Annotated in this window: 12 protein-coding genes; 5 read left to right on the top strand and 7 right to left on the bottom strand. The window is 57.4% G+C overall.

What is annotated here, in order from left to right; all coding sequences use genetic code 11:
- Positions 1-174: 174 nt before the first annotated feature.
- The 3 genes from AAEZ03_RS01765 to AAEZ03_RS01755 all read right to left on the bottom strand — a co-directional run bounded on the left by AAEZ03_RS01765 (position 175) and on the right by AAEZ03_RS01755 (position 3,333).
- Positions 175-1,728 carry a TerC family protein gene (locus AAEZ03_RS01765; RefSeq protein ID WP_350575468.1) on the bottom strand — a complete coding sequence of 518 codons (1,554 nt, stop codon included), beginning with the start codon at positions 1,726-1,728 and terminating at the stop codon, positions 175-177.
- Positions 1,729-2,102: 374 nt separating this feature from the next.
- The gene (locus tag AAEZ03_RS01760) at positions 2,103-2,309 is read right to left on the bottom strand and encodes a PLD nuclease N-terminal domain-containing protein (protein ID WP_350575466.1); all 207 of its coding nucleotides are present in this window, start codon (positions 2,307-2,309) and stop codon (positions 2,103-2,105) included.
- 88 nt (positions 2,310-2,397) lie between these two features.
- A complete protein-coding gene (locus tag AAEZ03_RS01755; RefSeq protein WP_502947876.1) occupies positions 2,398-3,333 on the bottom strand; it encodes a site-specific integrase in 936 nt (311 codons plus the stop codon).
- A gap of 533 nt (positions 3,334-3,866) precedes the next feature.
- On the opposite strand from AAEZ03_RS01755, the gene AAEZ03_RS01750 reads away from it, so the two are divergent.
- The 3 genes from AAEZ03_RS01750 (at position 3,867) to AAEZ03_RS01740 (ending at position 8,768) form a co-directional block, all read left to right on the top strand.
- Positions 3,867-4,106, top strand: coding sequence for a hypothetical protein (locus AAEZ03_RS01750; RefSeq protein WP_082158144.1), 240 nt, complete (start codon positions 3,867-3,869; stop codon positions 4,104-4,106).
- A gap of 228 nt (positions 4,107-4,334) precedes the next feature.
- On the top strand, positions 4,335-7,049 hold the full coding sequence (gene mgtA / locus AAEZ03_RS01745) for a magnesium-translocating P-type ATPase (protein ID WP_350575462.1): 2,715 nt from the start codon (positions 4,335-4,337) through the stop codon (positions 7,047-7,049).
- A gap of 90 nt (positions 7,050-7,139) precedes the next feature.
- The gene (locus AAEZ03_RS01740) at positions 7,140-8,768 is read left to right on the top strand and encodes a Na/Pi cotransporter family protein (RefSeq protein WP_350575459.1); all 1,629 of its coding nucleotides are present in this window, start codon (positions 7,140-7,142) and stop codon (positions 8,766-8,768) included.
- A 53-nt stretch (positions 8,769-8,821) separates the two neighbouring features.
- Here the strand turns inward: AAEZ03_RS01740 and AAEZ03_RS01735 are convergent, their stop codons facing one another.
- Positions 8,822-9,466 (bottom strand): response regulator transcription factor, encoded by a 645-nt coding sequence (locus AAEZ03_RS01735; RefSeq protein WP_350575456.1) that lies wholly within the window; start codon positions 9,464-9,466, stop codon positions 8,822-8,824.
- A gap of 3 nt (positions 9,467-9,469) precedes the next feature.
- On the bottom strand, positions 9,470-11,281 hold the full coding sequence (locus AAEZ03_RS01730; RefSeq protein WP_350575453.1) for a PAS domain-containing sensor histidine kinase: 1,812 nt from the start codon (positions 11,279-11,281) through the stop codon (positions 9,470-9,472).
- Between the two features lie 178 nt (positions 11,282-11,459).
- Here AAEZ03_RS01730 and AAEZ03_RS01725 point away from each other — a divergent pair, with 178 nt between their 5' ends.
- Together AAEZ03_RS01725 and AAEZ03_RS01720 are read left to right on the top strand one after the other, a co-directional pair.
- The gene (locus AAEZ03_RS01725) at positions 11,460-13,082 is read left to right on the top strand and encodes an acyl-CoA synthetase (protein ID WP_350575450.1); all 1,623 of its coding nucleotides are present in this window, start codon (positions 11,460-11,462) and stop codon (positions 13,080-13,082) included.
- Between the two features lie 36 nt (positions 13,083-13,118).
- A complete protein-coding gene (locus AAEZ03_RS01720) occupies positions 13,119-14,891 on the top strand; it encodes an acyl-CoA dehydrogenase C-terminal domain-containing protein (protein ID WP_350575447.1) in 1,773 nt (590 codons plus the stop codon).
- Positions 14,892-14,937: 46 nt separating this feature from the next.
- On the opposite strand, the gene AAEZ03_RS01715 is transcribed toward AAEZ03_RS01720, so the two are convergent.
- Together AAEZ03_RS01715 and AAEZ03_RS01710 are read right to left on the bottom strand one after the other, a co-directional pair.
- Positions 14,938-15,234: a putative quinol monooxygenase gene (locus AAEZ03_RS01715; protein WP_350575445.1), complete on the bottom strand. Its 297-nt coding sequence runs from the start codon at positions 15,232-15,234 to the stop codon at positions 14,938-14,940.
- 109 nt (positions 15,235-15,343) lie between these two features.
- Positions 15,344-15,592 (bottom strand): DUF465 domain-containing protein, encoded by a 249-nt coding sequence (locus tag AAEZ03_RS01710; protein WP_048371676.1) that lies wholly within the window; start codon positions 15,590-15,592, stop codon positions 15,344-15,346.
- Positions 15,593-16,128 lie beyond the last annotated feature (536 nt).

Here is a 16,128-nt window from a genome sequence, read left to right as displayed (position 1 = left end):
CCTCAACAGGCGGGTTTTTATTGTCCGGCTCCCAAGGGTTTCCATCGTAGCACTTGCCGAGCTCCGCGAGGCTACGTTCGATTGCGAAGCAATCGTACATCCATAACTCCGGATATGACTGAAGGCTTACGACGGCTGCGCCACCGGACGCAGCCTCGTAAAACTCGGCAGCTGCTACACCCCTTCCTTCGTCAAAAACACTCGCGTCACGCGGCGTTCTTCGACTTCAACCACGGTCAGGCTCCAGCCTTCCCACGTCAGTTTGTCGCCAACCACCGGCAATCGATCGAGCAAACTCATGACCATGCCGGCGAGTGTTTGATAATCATCCGTCGGCCTTGCGGTAAAGCCGGTATGCCGACTGATCTGGCTCAGGTTCAAGGCGCCACTGACCAAATACCCGTCCCCTTGCGCCACGATATTCGGGCCTGCAATTTCGCTGGCGTCCGGCAGTTCACCGGCAATCGACTCAAGAATGTCGGTCATGGTCAGGATGCCGATAAAGTCGCCAAACTCGTTGATCACAAACGCAATGTGAGTCGACTCTTTGCGCATCTGCTCCAGGGCATTGAGGATGGTGAAGCTGTCCAGCAGGTTGATTGCCTTGCGCGCCATCGCCTCAAGGTCGGGTTTGTGACCGGCCAACAGTTCCTTTAACAGCTCTTTTTTGTGTACAAAACCCAATGGTTCATCGATGCGCCCTTCCCTGATCAAAGGCAATCGCGAGTACGAAGAATGCATCAGAGTGGTGCGGATCTGTTCCTCAGAGTCGGTCAGATCAATATGATCAATCTCGGCACGCGGGGTCATCACCGTGCGAATCGGGCGTTCTGCCAATTGCAGCACACCGCTGATCATGATCCGTTCACGTCGGTGGAAGACCTCTTCAGACTCCCCGCCTTCGAGCATATCGGCAATTTCCTCACCCACTTCATCCTCGTTCAGCTTGCGACCGCCCAGCAGGCGCATTACCGCATGGGCCGTGCGCTCACGCATCGGCCGCAGGCCTTGCAAGCTGCGTTTGCGGCGCGAGCGGGCGATCTGGTTAAACAGCTCGATCAAGATCGAGAAACCGATGGCCGCATACAGATAGCCTTTAGGGATGTGAAAGCCCAAGCCTTCCGCCGTCAGGCTGAAACCGATCATCATCAAAAAGCCCAGGCAGAGCATGATCACGGTCGGATGGCTGTTGACGAATTTGGTCAACGGCTTGCTGGCAATAATCATCAGGCCGATGGAGATTACAACGGCAATCATCATGACCGACAAGTGCTCAACCATGCCCACTGCCGTAATCACGGCGTCGAGGGAGAACACCGCGTCCAGCACGACGATTTGCGCAACGATCGGCCAGAACATGGCGTACACCGCATTCGACTTGCGCTCGGCAACGTGGCCTTCCAATCGTTCATGCAACTCCATAGTCGCCTTGAACAACAGAAACAGGCCACCAAACAGCATGATCAAGTCTCGACCAGAGAAGGACTTTTCAAACACTTCAAACAACGGCTCGGTCAGCGTGACCATCCACGAGATGCTGGCCAGCAGGCCCAAACGCATCAACAGGGCCAGCGTCAGGCCGATAACCCGTGCACGGTCGCGCTGCTCAGGTGGCAGCTTGTCCGCCAGAATGGCAATAAACACCAGGTTATCGATGCCGAGTACCAACTCCAGCACGATCAAAGTCAACAGGCCAAGCCAGGCCGTGGGATCTGCAATCCATTCCATATCGGTTATTCAGCCTCTCGAAACATCGGGGTCAACGAATGACGCGCACAAGCATGCGAAGCAACGGGCGTATTGCCCGTGCCCAATAAATTTGGGAAACGCGTGGGAGATTCAAGGGTGGCGACTAAGCGCAAAACGGATGCGGGGTGCAAGAAAAAACTGGGAGGCTCCAGGAGGGTGTTCATATAGGCCTTGATGAAATTCGGGAGGCAATCCTACAGCGACTCCCGCATCAGTCAGCGCATATTGTTATTACAAGATTTTACATCACCTGCTGCTCCACCTTCCTATGCCACAGCAAGCGACACATGCGATGGGCGTTAGCGATTATCCGGGCTGGACAATCGCAACGTTCATCATCGCCAGGCATGGCGCTAGCTCGAAGACTTAGGGTGGGCGTGTTTTTTGGCGCCCACCAGCAACCACGCCAACATGCCGAACAGCGGCACAAAGATCACCACGGCCACCCACATGCACCGGCTGTTCACCGGTGCATTGCTTCTCAGCACCCCGCGAATGGTCCATAGCTCCAGTAGCAGCAGAATGACGGCTATCACAGCCCAAAACGTAGGAATTTCCATACATCACCTCGCTAGTTGTAAAACTTTAGGCGGGCTGTAGGCGCGAGGGTTCATTAATTTTTCAAAATGCTTCGGCGGCTGGTGCGGATTACAGCGAAAAGCGGTCAGTGGCATTGCGTCGCTCGTTGTCATCGCGCATGTCATAGCTGACGGTAGTGGCAATGTTGGCGTGGTGGGCGAGTTTCTGAGCAATCGACACGTCATATTCCTCAATCACCCGCGTAATGAACGAGCGCCGAAAGTCATGGGGCATGATATCCACGCCCACCTGTTTACCGCGCTGCTTGGCGATGTAGTAAATCGCATGTTTGGTGATGCGCTCACGGGTGATGTGGCTGCCACGGCGAATCCGGTTGAACAAAAACGTGTCGTCGCTGACGCCTTCTGGCAATTGCTCGCGGCGAAAATCGAGCCAGACCTGGAGCTTTTCGAAGGCCCAGGCCGGGGCGAACTTGATCAGCTCTTTGTTGCCTTTGCCCAAGACCTGCAAGCTGCGCTCGGCCATGTTGACCTGACGCAAGTCCATATTCACCGACTCAGATTTACGCATGCCCGAGCCATACAGAATTGCAATGATCGCGGCATCCCTCAGCCCCTGAGGGCGCGGGTCCGCAGCGCAGACATCCATCAGCTCGCGGATCAACGTGCGGCGCAGGTTGCGGCCCTTGATCAGCCGCGAACCACCGCCCGCCTTGACCGCGCGAATTTTAAGCAGTTGATCCTGAGTGATCAGGCTCTGCTGCCAGGCCTGATTCATCACGCCGCGAATCGCATTCACATACAAAGACGACGTATTGGGCGCATAACCATCGGTACGCAGGGCCGCCACCAACGCCGTGATATGCCCCGGCTGCAGTTGATGCCAGGGGAATTCCTCAATCGCGACATCATCGACGCCCAAACGATCAGCCGCGTCCTGCAGCACATAGCGCATGGTCTGGCGGCTGGACGCTGCCAACTGTTGCAGGTAAAGCGCTACAGGCGCTTGAACAAGCTGTAATGCTGCGGGGTCTTTAATCGACACAACCACTCTCGGTACGGGTTGAAACACGCCGTAATATAACCCAAACCTATAGATCCGACGCGCACTTATAGCCGCAGATTGACTCATTGCAGGCGTTGCCGAAGCACGCTGGCTGCAATCTTTTAATTATTAAGATCAAAAGATCGCGAGGCGAGCTCGCTCCTACGAGGTATAGGTGATCTGATATTAATTTGTAACTGTCATATAAGTGCCTTATTGAAACTTAATGTTCAATGCGCTCTTTCAAGTTTCTGAACACTCCCTGTACCGCCCGCACTTGCTGGTGTTTAACGTTGACTTGATATACCCGTCTCAGTAGATTGCATGGGCCGACTCAGTCGGCACTTTACTCACTCACAAAAGAAGCTAATGGACACAGTATCTAGTCGCTGCCCGGCCTGCGTGAAAACGCCTGACCGGGCACCCAATCCAGACATTGACGGGACTCGCCTGCTGGGCGAGGTCAACTGCGCTAGAGCTTGACGCTCCAACGTAACGACCTCCCCGGCAGCCGTCCGGTTACGAGGTGTGTTATGACCTTTAAAGCCTTTGTTCTACCTGGCGTTCGCGCCTTTACCTCAAGCATGCGGGTTAAATTGGCCCGTGAGCCCGGCACTGCGCGCTCCGCTCGCACGCCCTTCTCATCCCCCGTTTTCGGCGCAAAACCTGCGCACCATCAGGTGCATTGGCGCGTCAGCCCTGCCACAGGTCAACTGGAGCAGCGCTGGAGCATGGCCGACCTTCAGGAGCCTCAGAGTCGCGCCTGGCGCTGACCACTGACAGGCTTTAAACCACTGTTGAATAACTGGAGTTCCCTATGGAAGAAGCCAGTAGCCACCCGCTGCGCAACTAGTAAGTTAATTGTTGTAGCGGGATTTTAAAGCGCACTTAAACACTTATTAAAACCGATCGCGATATCTGCGACTCGGCATACTTTGGCTCGTCGTTAATACGGCAAGCCAAGGTATGTTTTGTCGAGCGTTGGCGACAGGAGCATGACCATGAGCGCGGTAAAAAACAGCAACGTTCGAGACAAGAACAATGCAGGCGAAAACAGCAAATTGTCGATGCGCGCTGCACGGGAAGCGCAAAACGGCCTGGCCGCCACCCTGGCCAATGTCCGGGCCACCACGGATGGCCTGACCCTGCTGGATGCAACTGATCGCCTGGAACATGAAGGCTATAACGAAGTGGCTCACGACAAGCCGCCTCACGCGGTCGTGCAGTTCATGATGGCGCTGCACAACCCTTTCATTTATGTACTGCTGACCTTGGGAGTTATCAGCTTCTTTACCGATTACTGGCTGCCTTTGCGTGACGGTGAAGAAACCGACCTGACCAAAGTCATCATCATCGCCTTGATGGTGGGCCTGAGCAGTTTTCTGCGCTTCTGGCAGGAGCACCGCTCGGCCAAATCAGCCGAAGCCCTGAAAGCCATGGTGCGCACCACGGCGACGGTATTGCGCCGCGAACGCGTTGGCGCACCCGCCAAAGTGCTGGAAATCCCCATGCGTGAACTGGTGGCCGGCGACATTGTGCAACTGTCCGCCGGGGACATGATCCCCGCCGACATACGCCTGATCGAATCCCGCGACCTGTTTATCAGCCAGGCGGTGCTGACCGGTGAAGCCTTGCCCGTAGAGAAGTACGACACCCTGGGCAATGTGGCGCAAAAGTCTGCCTCCAATGCAGCGGCTGATCAAAGCAACCTGCTGGACCTGCCCAACATCTGCTTTATGGGCACCAACGTGGTCAGCGGTACGGCCCGAGCTGTGGTGGTTGCCACCGGCCCGCGGACTTACTTTGGCTCTCTGGCCAAGGCGATTGTCGGCTCCCGTTCGCAAACCGCATTCGATCGCGGGGTTAACAGCGTCAGCTGGTTGTTGATCCGCTTCATGCTGGTGATGGTGCCGGTGGTGTTCTTCCTCAATGGCTTCTCCAAGGGCGATTGGGGCGATGCTTTCCTGTTTGCCCTGGCGGTGGCGGTCGGTCTGACCCCAGAAATGCTGCCGATGATCGTCAGTGCCAACCTGGCTAAAGGCGCCACCGCCATGGCCAAGCGCAAAGTCGTGGTCAAGCGCCTCAATGCCATCCAGAACCTCGGTTCGATGGACGTGCTGTGTACCGACAAAACCGGCACCCTGACCCAGGACCACATCATTCTGGAGCACCATGTCGGCCCTGACGGCCAACGCGATGAATCGGTACTGGCGCTGGCCTGGCTCAACAGCCATCACCAAAGCGGTATCCGCAACCTGATGGATCAGGCGGTGGTGCAGTTTTCCGAGCGCGATCCAAAGTTCAAGCTGCCTTTCGCCTACAGCAAGGTCGATGAACTGCCGTTTGACTTCGAGCGTCGTCGCCTGTCGATTGTGGTCAAGGACAACCGTGGCGATCACCTGCTGGTGTGCAAAGGCGCTGTCGAGGAGATGCTCGGCATTTCGACCCATGTGATGGAAAACGGTGTCCAGGTAGCACTCGATCCCGTGCGCCGCGCTGAACTGCTGGCACGGGCCACTGAATACAACGAGGACGGCTTCCGGGTACTGGTGGTGGCCACCCGAGACATCCCCAAGGCTAACGCGCAGAAGCAGTACACCACCAAAGATGAACGCGACCTAGTGATTCGCGGCTTCTTGACCTTCCTTGATCCGCCAAAAGAAACCGCAGGCCCGGCCATCCGCGCCCTGCAAGACATTGGCGTAGCGGTGAAGGTACTGACCGGCGATAACGCGGTTGTCACCAGCAAAATCTGCCGTCAGGTTGGCCTTGAACCCGGAACCCCGCTATTGGGGCCGGAAATCGAAGCCATGAACGATGCCACCCTCAAGCACGAAGTCGAGCAACGCACGGTATTTGCCAAGCTCACACCGTTGCAGAAGTCCCGGGTACTTAAGGCGTTGCAGGCCAATGGTCACACCCTAGGCTTCCTCGGTGACGGCATCAACGATGCCCCGGCGTTGCGTGATGCCGATGTGGGGATTTCCGTGGACAGCGGCACCGACATTGCCAAGGAGTCGGCCGACATCATCCTCCTGGAAAAGAGCCTGATGGTGCTCGAAGAAGGCGTGCTCAAAGGTCGCGAAACCTTCGGCAACATCATGAAGTACCTGAACATGACCGCCAGCTCCAACTTCGGCAACGTGTTCTCGGTACTGGTGGCCAGCGCCTTTATCCCGTTCCTGCCCATGCTGTCGATTCACCTGCTGCTGCAAAACCTGATGTACGACATCTCCCAACTGGCACTGCCATGGGACCGGATGGACAAGGAATACCTGCAAAAGCCGCGTAAATGGGACGCCAAGAACATTGGCCGCTTCATGATCTGGATCGGGCCAACCTCGTCGATCTTCGACATCACCACCTTTGCCCTGATGTGGTACGTGTTCAAGGCCAACAATGTCGACGTGCAGACCTTGTTCCAGTCCGGCTGGTTCATCGAAGGGCTGCTCTCGCAAACCCTGGTGGTGCACATGCTGCGCACCCGCAAGATCCCGTTCTTCCAGAGCAACGCCGCATGGCCGGTGATGATGATGACCGTCATTGTCATTGCACTGGGTATCTACGTACCGTTCTCGCCGCTGGGCACCCTGGTGGGCCTGGAGCCGCTGCCATTGGCGTACTTCCCATGGCTGATCGCGACGCTGGTCAGCTACTGCTGCGTCGCACAACTGATGAAGACTATTTACATCCGCCGTTTCAAACAGTGGTACTGACGTAAAAAGCCGGGCTGACGCGGTTTCGCGTCAGCCCGGCCTTGTGTGTAGATGGCGTAAACATGAATGTTTGTTTTGTGGAGATTCCTCATGTCAGGAACCACTCTCTTGCTCAACCTGGCCGGTGCGATTGCACTGTTGCTGTGGGGCACTCATATGATTTCTACCGCGCTGCTGCGCGGTTTCGGCACCCAACTGCGCAACTGGATGGGGCGCAATCTGAATAACCGCTGGATGGCACTGCTGTCCGGCATTGGCATCACCGGCGTGCTGCAAAGCAGCACCGCCGTGAGCATGATGGCCACCTCTTTTACCGCCGCCGGCACCTTGAGCCTGGCGCCAGCGTTGGCCGTGATGCTCGGCGCCAACATCGGCTCAACCCTGGTGGTGCAACTGCTGAGCTTCGACACGTCGCTGGCCACACCAATCATGCTGCTGGCCGGCTTTATCGTGTATCGCCTGCGCGACGACTCACGCTACGAAAGCATCGGCTGCGCGCTGATCGGGTTGGGGCTGATGCTACTGGCTTTGGGTTTGCTCAGTGCAACCCTGAGCCACATGGAGGCCACCTCGGTGTTTCGTGCGGTCATGCAAAGCCTGGATGGTGACTTGATCATTGCCGTCGTGGCCGCGGTGTTGCTGACCTGGCTGTGCCATTCAAGTGTGGCCGTGGTGCTGTTGATTGCTTCCCTGGCCGGTGCCGGAATGATGGCCCCGGTCACCGCCATGGCCTTGGTACTGGGTGCCAACGTCGGCGGCGCGTTGCCCTCGGTACTCAGTGCCGGCTCAACCGTGGCGCGTCGTCTGCCCGTAGGGAACTTGCTGATTCGCCTGCTGGGCACCGTGCTGTTGTTGCCGTGGCTGCCGCTGCTGGCCAACCAACTGGCCCAGACCAACCTCGGCCCTGCGCACTTGGTGGTGTACCTGCATACAGCGTTCAACCTGGCGTTGGCGGTGCTGTGTATCGGCCTGATCGAACCAATGGCCAACGGCCTGAGCCGCCTGTTCCCGCAGCAAGAACGTCCTGCAGACCCGGGCATGCCGCAATACCTGGACGAAGCCGGGCTGGAAGTGGCCAATATCGGCCTTTCCAATGCAGTGCGTGAAGCGTTGCGGCTGGCGGACATGGCGTCGCTAATGCTCAATCAGGTGCTGCAACTGTTCGAAAAGCCCGATCAAGCGGCTTTCGACAAAGTGCGCCAGCTGGACCACTCCGTGGATATGTTAAGCGCGGCGATTCGCGCCTATCTGGCGGACATAGGGCAGGACGGCTTGAGCGACGATGACGCCGATCGCGCCCAGGAAATCCTCATGTTCGTGATCAACCTGGAACATGCGGGCGACATCCTCAGCAACCTTGCGCAACTGGCGATTCGCCGGGCTCGCCGTGGCGAACATTTCTCGACCTTTGAGATGCAGCACATCCAGGGCCTGCACTTGGCCTTGCTGGACAGCCTAAACCTGGCGATCACCGCTTTCTTGCGCGAAGACATAGCGGCGGCAAACAGGCTGGTGAGTCACAAAGAAATCGTGCGCCAGCTCGAAGCCCGCGCCAGCCGCGAGCACTTTCGCAAACTGCAAAACGACAAAACCGCCTGGGCCGAGTCAGGCGATATCTTCCAGCGTGTACTGCGCGACTACCGCCGCGTGCACCACCACATTGCGGCGCTGGGCTATCCAGTACTCGAACGCAACACCCTAGACACCCCAAATCTGTAGGAGCGAGCTCGCCTCGCGATCTTTTCATCTTCTGAAAGATCGCAAGGCAAGCTTTACAGCGTTGCCCGCAGCTTAAGCGGATCCACCAGCCCCGCCGCTATCGCCATGCCCACCAGGTCCGGCAAGTGCTCAGCCTGCATGCGCTTCATCACGCGGGCCCGATACAGGTCGATGGTTTTTGCACTCACCGCCAATTGCTCAGCAATTTCACGGGTGGTGTAGCCCTTGACCAGCGGCAACAACACATCGCGCTCACGGGGTGTCAGGCTGTGCAGGCGAGCTTCAAGCTCCGTCAGTTCCTGGCCGGCGCTTTGCCGCGCATTACCGCCGCTCAAGGCCTGCTGCACACTGTCGAGCAGCAACTGCTGGTTGTAGGGTTTCTCGATAAAGTCATGGGCGCCCGCCTTGAACGCACGAACCACAATAGGCACATCGGCATGCCCACTGACAAAAATCACCGGCAGGGTTAACCCGCGTTCCTGTAACGCTTGCTGCACATTCAGGCCACCCATGGCGGGCATGCGGACATCCAGGACCACACAGGCGTTAAGGGCCGGATCCACGGCGCTCAAAAAAGCCTGGCCACTGGTAAAGGGCACTGCATTCAGGCCGACCGACTCCAATAACCAGACGGTTGAATCGAGCATGCCCTGATCGTCATCGACGACGTAGACCACGTGGTGCTGCGGGGTTGTCATGGCTTAATTGCTCTCTTCTAGTTGTGGGGTGACGGCCATTAATGGCAGACGGCAGCACATGCGCAGCCCGTGGGGTTGTGGCTCGGCATCAAGCTCACCGCCCAAGCCCTCGATGATACTGCGGCTCATCGACAAACCCAGCCCCAGTCCTTCGGCCTTGCTGGTGTAAAACGGGGTGAACAGTTGCTCAAATTGTTCGGCTGTGACGCCTGGGCCCTGATCCTCGACGCTAATGCTTAACTCGCCAGCACGTGCGGCCTGCACATTTATACGGATACGCGAAGGCTGCCCCGGCTGCTGCTCGCAATTGGCGTCAATGGCATTGCGCAGCAGGTTGAGCAACACCTGTTCCAGCAACACCCGGTCGGCATACACCAACGGCAGAATGGCCGGCAACTCCTGCTCAATCGTCACTTGACGCTCACGGGCTTCCCACGCGCACAGATTGACCGCTTGGCGCACCACTTCACTGACGTCCAGCGCTTGTAACGTGCGCCGGCCCTTGCGTAAAAAACCGCGCAAACGCTTGATGACTTCAGAGGCATGCCCGGCATGCAGGGTAATTCGCTCCAACCCTTTAGCGACACGGGTTGCAGCCTCGGGGGTGGTGGCCAGGTTTTGCAAATAACGCTGGCTGGCATTTGCATAATTCATCACCGCGGCCAGCGGCTGGTTGATTTCGTGGGCAATGCCGGACGCCAGTTCCCCCAGGGTCACCAGCCGGGCGGTATGGGCCAGTTCATCCTGATGATGGCGCTGCTGGGCTTCACGCAGTTCGCGCTCGCGCATGTCACGGGCCACCAGTGAGAAAAACCGTTCACCCGAGGTGGCACGATGGGCAAGCAGCAATAAAGACACCGGCACCGAGGGTTCGCCATTCAACGGCTGCAGACGGGCCTCACTGCTCCACAAGCCGTGTTCTTCAGCACTGCGCCAGCCCACAGACTGCAGTTGCGCCAGATCGCCAGCGCTTAAAAAATCCGCCAGCGAAATAACACTTTTCCCACACGATAAACCGAGAATTCGCTTGGCCGCCGGGTTGAGATAAGACACCCCGCCCGCCGGATCAATAAACAACACCGGATCAGGATTGACCTCGACTACTTCTGCCAGGCGCCGCTTGTTTTCTTCCGCCTGAATGCGCGCGGTGATGTCTCGCGACACGCTGACCACCTCAACCACCGCGCCGGTATAGGTTTCGCGAATTGCCCGGCTGGCGGTTTCAAACCACAGGTAATGCCCGGCTTGATGGCGAATCCGGTAGGTCATGGTGTGATACCCATCGAGCTCAAGTGCATCACGGGCCTGGCGCAACACCTGGGCCAGATCATGCGGGTGAAACAAACGCTGTGCCCGGCTGCCGCGCAGTTGCTCGGGCCAATAGCCAAGCAACGTCCAGGACGCTGGCGAGGCATCGAGAAAACGCCCGTCCGGGGTATGCCGTGAGATCAGGTCGGTGGTGTTCTCGGTAATCAGCCGATACAGGCGCCGGGCTTTGGCGGCTTCACGTCCGGCCAGCAGTTCGGCACTCGCCTCCCGGCCACGGGCCACGACACACTGGCTTTCAGGTATCGGTATCAGCGTCCACAGCCACAGGTGTTGCGCAGACTGCGCCTGGACCTGCTCAATCGCCCGTTCTTGTTGCAAACAGGCGCGAACCAGCTCATCGATATTGCCCGGCAGCAACTTGCGCACCTCGGCCAGTGGCGTGCCTGCCAGCAGCCGTGACAATGCCGGATTGACCGCCAACGGCGCGCCAACGGCGTCAAGGACTACTGAAGGTTGCGGGTCATGGGTGAGCAGTGAAACAGGCATGGGGCATCCGCGGGTCAGGTCACGATTAAATATAGAACAAATACTATATTGCTTAGGTATTACTTCCATATCAAATACAAACTGAGCTATAACTCAGACCGGACATAAAACTGACCCTCTCGACAGCATAAGAGCGGGCAGCCATTAGAGCTAACAATCAGCCACCGGAATGACCATCATGTCGATTTTTGAGCAGGGCCTTGAGCCTACTGCCGTCAACCATATTGCCCTGTCGCCTCTGAGTTTTATCGAACGCACCGCCAGCGTCTACCCCGACTACCCCGCCGTTATCCACGGTTCTATTCGCCGCACCTGGGCGCAAACCTACAGCCGTTGCCGTCGTTTGGCCTGCGCGCTGGCCGGGCGCGGGATTGGCAAGAACGATACCGTCGCCGTGATGTTGCCCAATATCCCGGCCATGCTCGAAGTGCATTTTGCCGTGCCCATGGTCGGCGCCGTATTGAATGCCCTGAATGTGCGCCTCGACGCCGAGGCCATCGCCTTCATGCTTGCGCATGGCGAGGCCAAGGTACTGATTGCCGACCGCGAATTCCATGAAGTGATCCACGCAGCAGTGGCCATGCTTGATCATCCACCATTGATCATCGACGTGGATGACCCCGAGTACGGTGAAGGCCAGCCGGTTAGCGCGCTGGATTACGAAGCGGTACTTGCCGAAGGCGATCCTGACTACGACTGGCAATGGCCCGCAGATGAATGGCAAGCCATTGCGCTCAACTACACCTCGGGCACCACCGGCAACCCCAAAGGTGTGGTCTATCACCATCGGGGCGCGTACCTCAACTCCCTGGGCAACCAGATGGTCTGGGCCATTGGCAATCACCCGGTGTACCTGTGGACCCTGCCGATGTTCCACTGCAACGGCTGGTGCTACCCCTGGATCATCACCGCGCTGGCCGGGGTGCATGTGTTCCTGCGCCGGGTCGACCCGCAAAAAATCCTTACCTTGATTCGTGAACACCAGGTTACCCACCTGTGTGGCGCCCCCATTGTGCTCAATGCACTGGTGAACATGCCGGAATCAGCAAAGGCAGCTATCGATCACCCAGTAAACGCCATGGTCGCAGGCGCGGCGCCCCCGGCCAAAGTGATTGGTGCCGTGGAAGAAATGGGCATTAAAGTCACCCATGTGTATGGCCTGACCGAGGTCTATGGCCCGGTGACCATCTGTGCCTGGCATGACAAATGGAACGAACACACCCTGGCCGAACGCGCCCAGATCAAATCTCGCCAAGGCGTGCGCTATCCCACGCTGGAAGGCGTGATGGTGGCCGACCCGAAAACCCTGAAGCCGACCCCGCGTGACGGTGAAACCATGGGCGAGATATTCATGCGCGGCAACACGGTGATGAAGGGCTACCTGAAAAACCCCAGCGCCAGCGCAGAAGCCTTCGAAGGCGGCTGGTTCCACACCGGCGACCTGGCCGTGTGCCACCCGGACGGTTATGTGGAAATCCGCGACCGCCTTAAAGACATCATCATTTCCGGTGGCGAGAACATCTCTACCATTGAAGTTGAAGGGGTCTTGTATCGCCATCCCGGGGTCATGGAAGCGGCCGTGGTGGCGCGCCCCGATGAAAAATGGGGCGAAACCCCTTGCGCGTTCATCACCCTGAAGGCCGATCACCAGCAGGTGCGCGAAGCCGACATCATCAGCTTTTGCCGCGAGCATCTGGCCGGGTTCAAAGTACCGCGCACCGTGATTTTCACTCTTCTGCCCAAGACTTCTACAGGCAAAGTCCAAAAATACGTACTGCGCGACATGGCCAAAGCCTTGTAACCCTCCATTTGTGTAAATGTTTGACGAGGTTTTGTGATGCCTGAATTCAATGCCCCGCTGCGTGACATGCGTTTTGTGCTGCACGAAGTTTTTGACGCGCCGGCGCTATGGGCGCGCCTGCCCGCCCTGGCCGAGCACGTCGATGTCGACACCGCTGACGCAATTTTGCAAGAAGCGGCCAAAGTCACCAGCCAATTGATCGCCCCGCTCAATCGCAGTGGCGACGAAGAAGGCGCGCAATGGCACGCGGGCAAGGTCAGCACGCCGCAAGGGTTCAAGGCGGCCTATAACACGTATATAGAAGGCGGCTGGGTTGGCCTGTCTGGTAACCCGGACTTTGGCGGGCTGGGCATGCCCAAGATGCTCGCCGTGCAATTTGAAGAAATGCTCTACGCCGCCAACTCCAGTTTTGCCCTGTACTCGGCGCTGACATCCGGCGCCTGCCTGGCCATTGACGCTCACGCCAGCACGACGCTTAAAGAAACGTACCTGCCGCCGATGTATGAAGGTCGCTGGGCAGGCTCGATGTGCCTCACCGAAGCCCATTCCGGTACCGATCTGGGGCTTATCCGCACCCGTGCCGAACCCCGGGCCGACGGCAGCTTCAGCCTCAGTGGCAGCAAGATTTTCATCACCGGTGGCGATCAGGACCTGACCGAGAACATTGTCCATCTGGTCCTCGCCAAACTGCCGGACGCGCCGGCCGGTCCACGCGGCATTTCGCTGTTCCTGGTGCCCAAGGTGCTGGTTAATGCCGACGGCACGCTGGCTCAAGCCAATGCTGTGAGCTGCGGTTCTATTGAACACAAAATGGGTATCAAGGCGTCCGCAACCTGCGTGATCAACTTTGACGGCGCCCAAGGCTGGTTGATCGGCGAAGCCAACAAGGGTCTGGCGGCCATGTTCACGATGATGAATTACGAGCGCCTGTCCATCGGTATTCAGGGTATCGGTTGTGCCGAAACGTCATACCAAAATGCCCGTACCTACGCCCGCGAACGCCTGCAAAGCCGGGCGCCAACCGGTGCAGTAGCGCCCGATAAAATGGCCGACCCGATCATCGTTCACCCTGATGTGCGGCGCATGCTGCTGAGCATGAAGGCCATGACCGAAGGCGGTCGCGCGTTTGCCAGCTATGTCGGCCAGCAACTGGACCTGAGCAAGTATTCAACCGATGCACAAGAGCAGCAGGACGCCGCAGCGCTGGTGGCTTTACTGACGCCGGTGGCCAAGGCCTTTTTCACTGACACCGGGCTCGACAGCTGCGTACTGGGCCAGCAAGTGTTCGGAGGCCACGGTTATATTCGTGAATGGGGACAAGAGCAATTGGTGCGCGATGTTCGCATCGCGCAAATTTACGAAGGCACCAATGGTATTCAGGCGCTGGACTTGCTGGGCCGCAAGGTCATTGCCAATGGCGGCGTAGCGCTGCGTTTGTTCACCGCGCAGATCCGCGAGTTTGCCGCGCAACCGGGCAAGCCTTATCAGCACCAACTGTTACAAGCGGTGCAACGGCTTGAAGACTTGAGCGACTGGCTGCAAGCGCAGGCCAAGCTCAACCCCAATGAAATCGGCGCGGCCTCGGTGGAGTATCTGCAGGTCTTTGGTTATGTGGCATACGCCTGGTTGTGGGCGCGCATGGCGGATGTTGCGCAGGGTTCCCTTGAGGCAGATCCGGCGTTTTATAAGGCCAAACTGGCCACAGCGACGTTCTATTTCAAGCGGCTTTTGCCACGCATCACGGGGCTGGAACAGTCGATACGCGCGGGCAGCGAATCATTGTATGAGCTGGACGCTGCGAGCTTTTAAGAGGCCCACTAAAAACGGCGGCCCTTTCAAGGCCGCCGTTTACGGGTTAGAGACTCAATTCATCCAGCACCAGCACCTCACGGTGCTCCAGCAAGTCCGCAACGGCCTTGGCCATTGCTAAATAGTGTGGCGTTGTTTTGTGGTGCTCGATGGCCGCCAGGTCTTTCCAGCCTTCGATAAACACAAAGCGCTGCGAGTCTGTACGGTCAATATGCAGATCGTAGAACGTGCAGCCCTCTTCTTCGCTCGAGCCTTTCACACACGTCAGCAGCGCTTGTTTGACGGTCGTTTCTTGACCGGCCTTGGCGCGCAATACAGCAACGATTTTGATGATGTTGGACATTTCGGCTTCCTGGGAGTGGTGTTCTTGAACACGCCAACCCTACTACGGCACAGAGACAGAAACATCTGCAGCGTGCAAAAAATTGGCCGCCAAGAACACCTTCAAAGGATTAGCGGGCCGCCTGGCTGGCCAGACGGCTTACGATGTCGTCCTTGATTTTCAGCCGCTTCTCCTTGAGCGCCAGTAACACTTCATCAGTCACACCCAGCGCACTGGGCGCCTCGGCCTCTACCACCTGCTTGTCAGCCACTGTGTATTTCTCAATTAACGCAGCCAAGTGCGGGTCTTGACCTTTAAGCGTGTCGAGAGCCTCTTTGGAGAAGCCCAAATCCAATGGCAAATCATGTTTGACTGGCATAGATGCACCTCATTGAACGTTTCGGTGACGGTTTCAGACTCTGAGGATGAGCCTGCGCAAAAGGTTCCATCCGTGATGAACCCACTACAGCAATAGCACGCATCCGGGCAGTGAGAAAGCCGCGCTTGTCTTTCTGTCAGCGAGCAATGAATGTGTACATAAAGCAATAGCCCCCTCACTGCCCTCTCCCGAAGGAGAGGAAACCGATTGGGGAATACTGAAGATACTCGATGGCCCAGGAGGCACCGTTTATGAATGGCTGCTCCAGAACAGCGCGGTGGCCGCTACCAGGATGACCAGGAAAAGAATGGCCCACGCATCGACTTTGCTGCTGGTTTTACGCACTTTCATTTGAGTTCTCATAGCATCGCCTTTTTTCGGTTTTATGGGTGAATGCTTAGAAGAATGTCTCTAAGTAAAGACCCGCAATACCCTTTGTTCAAGTAAGTGATTGAGAATCAGCCTCTTATAGTCGCTTTGGTTCTTTGCATATGCTTAAACATCACTTTTGCGCATAACTACAAACTGGTATCTTG

It is taken from the genome of Pseudomonas sp. HY2-MNA-CIBAN-0224, assembly GCF_040310285.1.
Taxonomy (GTDB): Bacteria; Pseudomonadota; Gammaproteobacteria; order Pseudomonadales; family Pseudomonadaceae; genus Aquipseudomonas; species Aquipseudomonas helleri.
This window is presented reverse-complemented; position numbering and strand designations above follow the sequence as displayed.

Excerpts from the sequence above, each read along its gene's own strand:
- mgtA (WP_350575462.1), top strand. The coding sequence starts at position 4,335 with ATGAGCGCGGTAAAAAACAGCAACGTTCGAGACAAGAACAATGCAGGC.
- AAEZ03_RS01710 (WP_048371676.1), bottom strand. The coding sequence starts at position 15,592 with ATGCCAGTCAAACATGATTTGCCATTGGATTTGGGCTTCTCCAAAGAG.
- AAEZ03_RS01720 (WP_350575447.1), top strand. The coding sequence starts at position 13,119 with ATGCCTGAATTCAATGCCCCGCTGCGTGACATGCGTTTTGTGCTGCAC.
- AAEZ03_RS01735 (WP_350575456.1), bottom strand. The coding sequence starts at position 9,466 with ATGACAACCCCGCAGCACCACGTGGTCTACGTCGTCGATGACGATCAG.
- AAEZ03_RS01750 (WP_082158144.1), top strand. The coding sequence starts at position 3,867 with ATGACCTTTAAAGCCTTTGTTCTACCTGGCGTTCGCGCCTTTACCTCA.
- AAEZ03_RS01715 (WP_350575445.1), bottom strand. The coding sequence starts at position 15,234 with ATGTCCAACATCATCAAAATCGTTGCTGTATTGCGCGCCAAGGCCGGT.
- AAEZ03_RS01730 (WP_350575453.1), bottom strand. The coding sequence starts at position 11,281 with ATGCCTGTTTCACTGCTCACCCATGACCCGCAACCTTCAGTAGTCCTT.
- AAEZ03_RS01740 (WP_350575459.1), top strand. The coding sequence starts at position 7,140 with ATGTCAGGAACCACTCTCTTGCTCAACCTGGCCGGTGCGATTGCACTG.
- AAEZ03_RS01760 (WP_350575466.1), bottom strand. The coding sequence starts at position 2,309 with ATGGAAATTCCTACGTTTTGGGCTGTGATAGCCGTCATTCTGCTGCTA.
- AAEZ03_RS01725 (WP_350575450.1), top strand. The coding sequence starts at position 11,460 with ATGTCGATTTTTGAGCAGGGCCTTGAGCCTACTGCCGTCAACCATATT.
- AAEZ03_RS01765 (WP_350575468.1), bottom strand. The coding sequence starts at position 1,728 with ATGGAATGGATTGCAGATCCCACGGCCTGGCTTGGCCTGTTGACTTTG.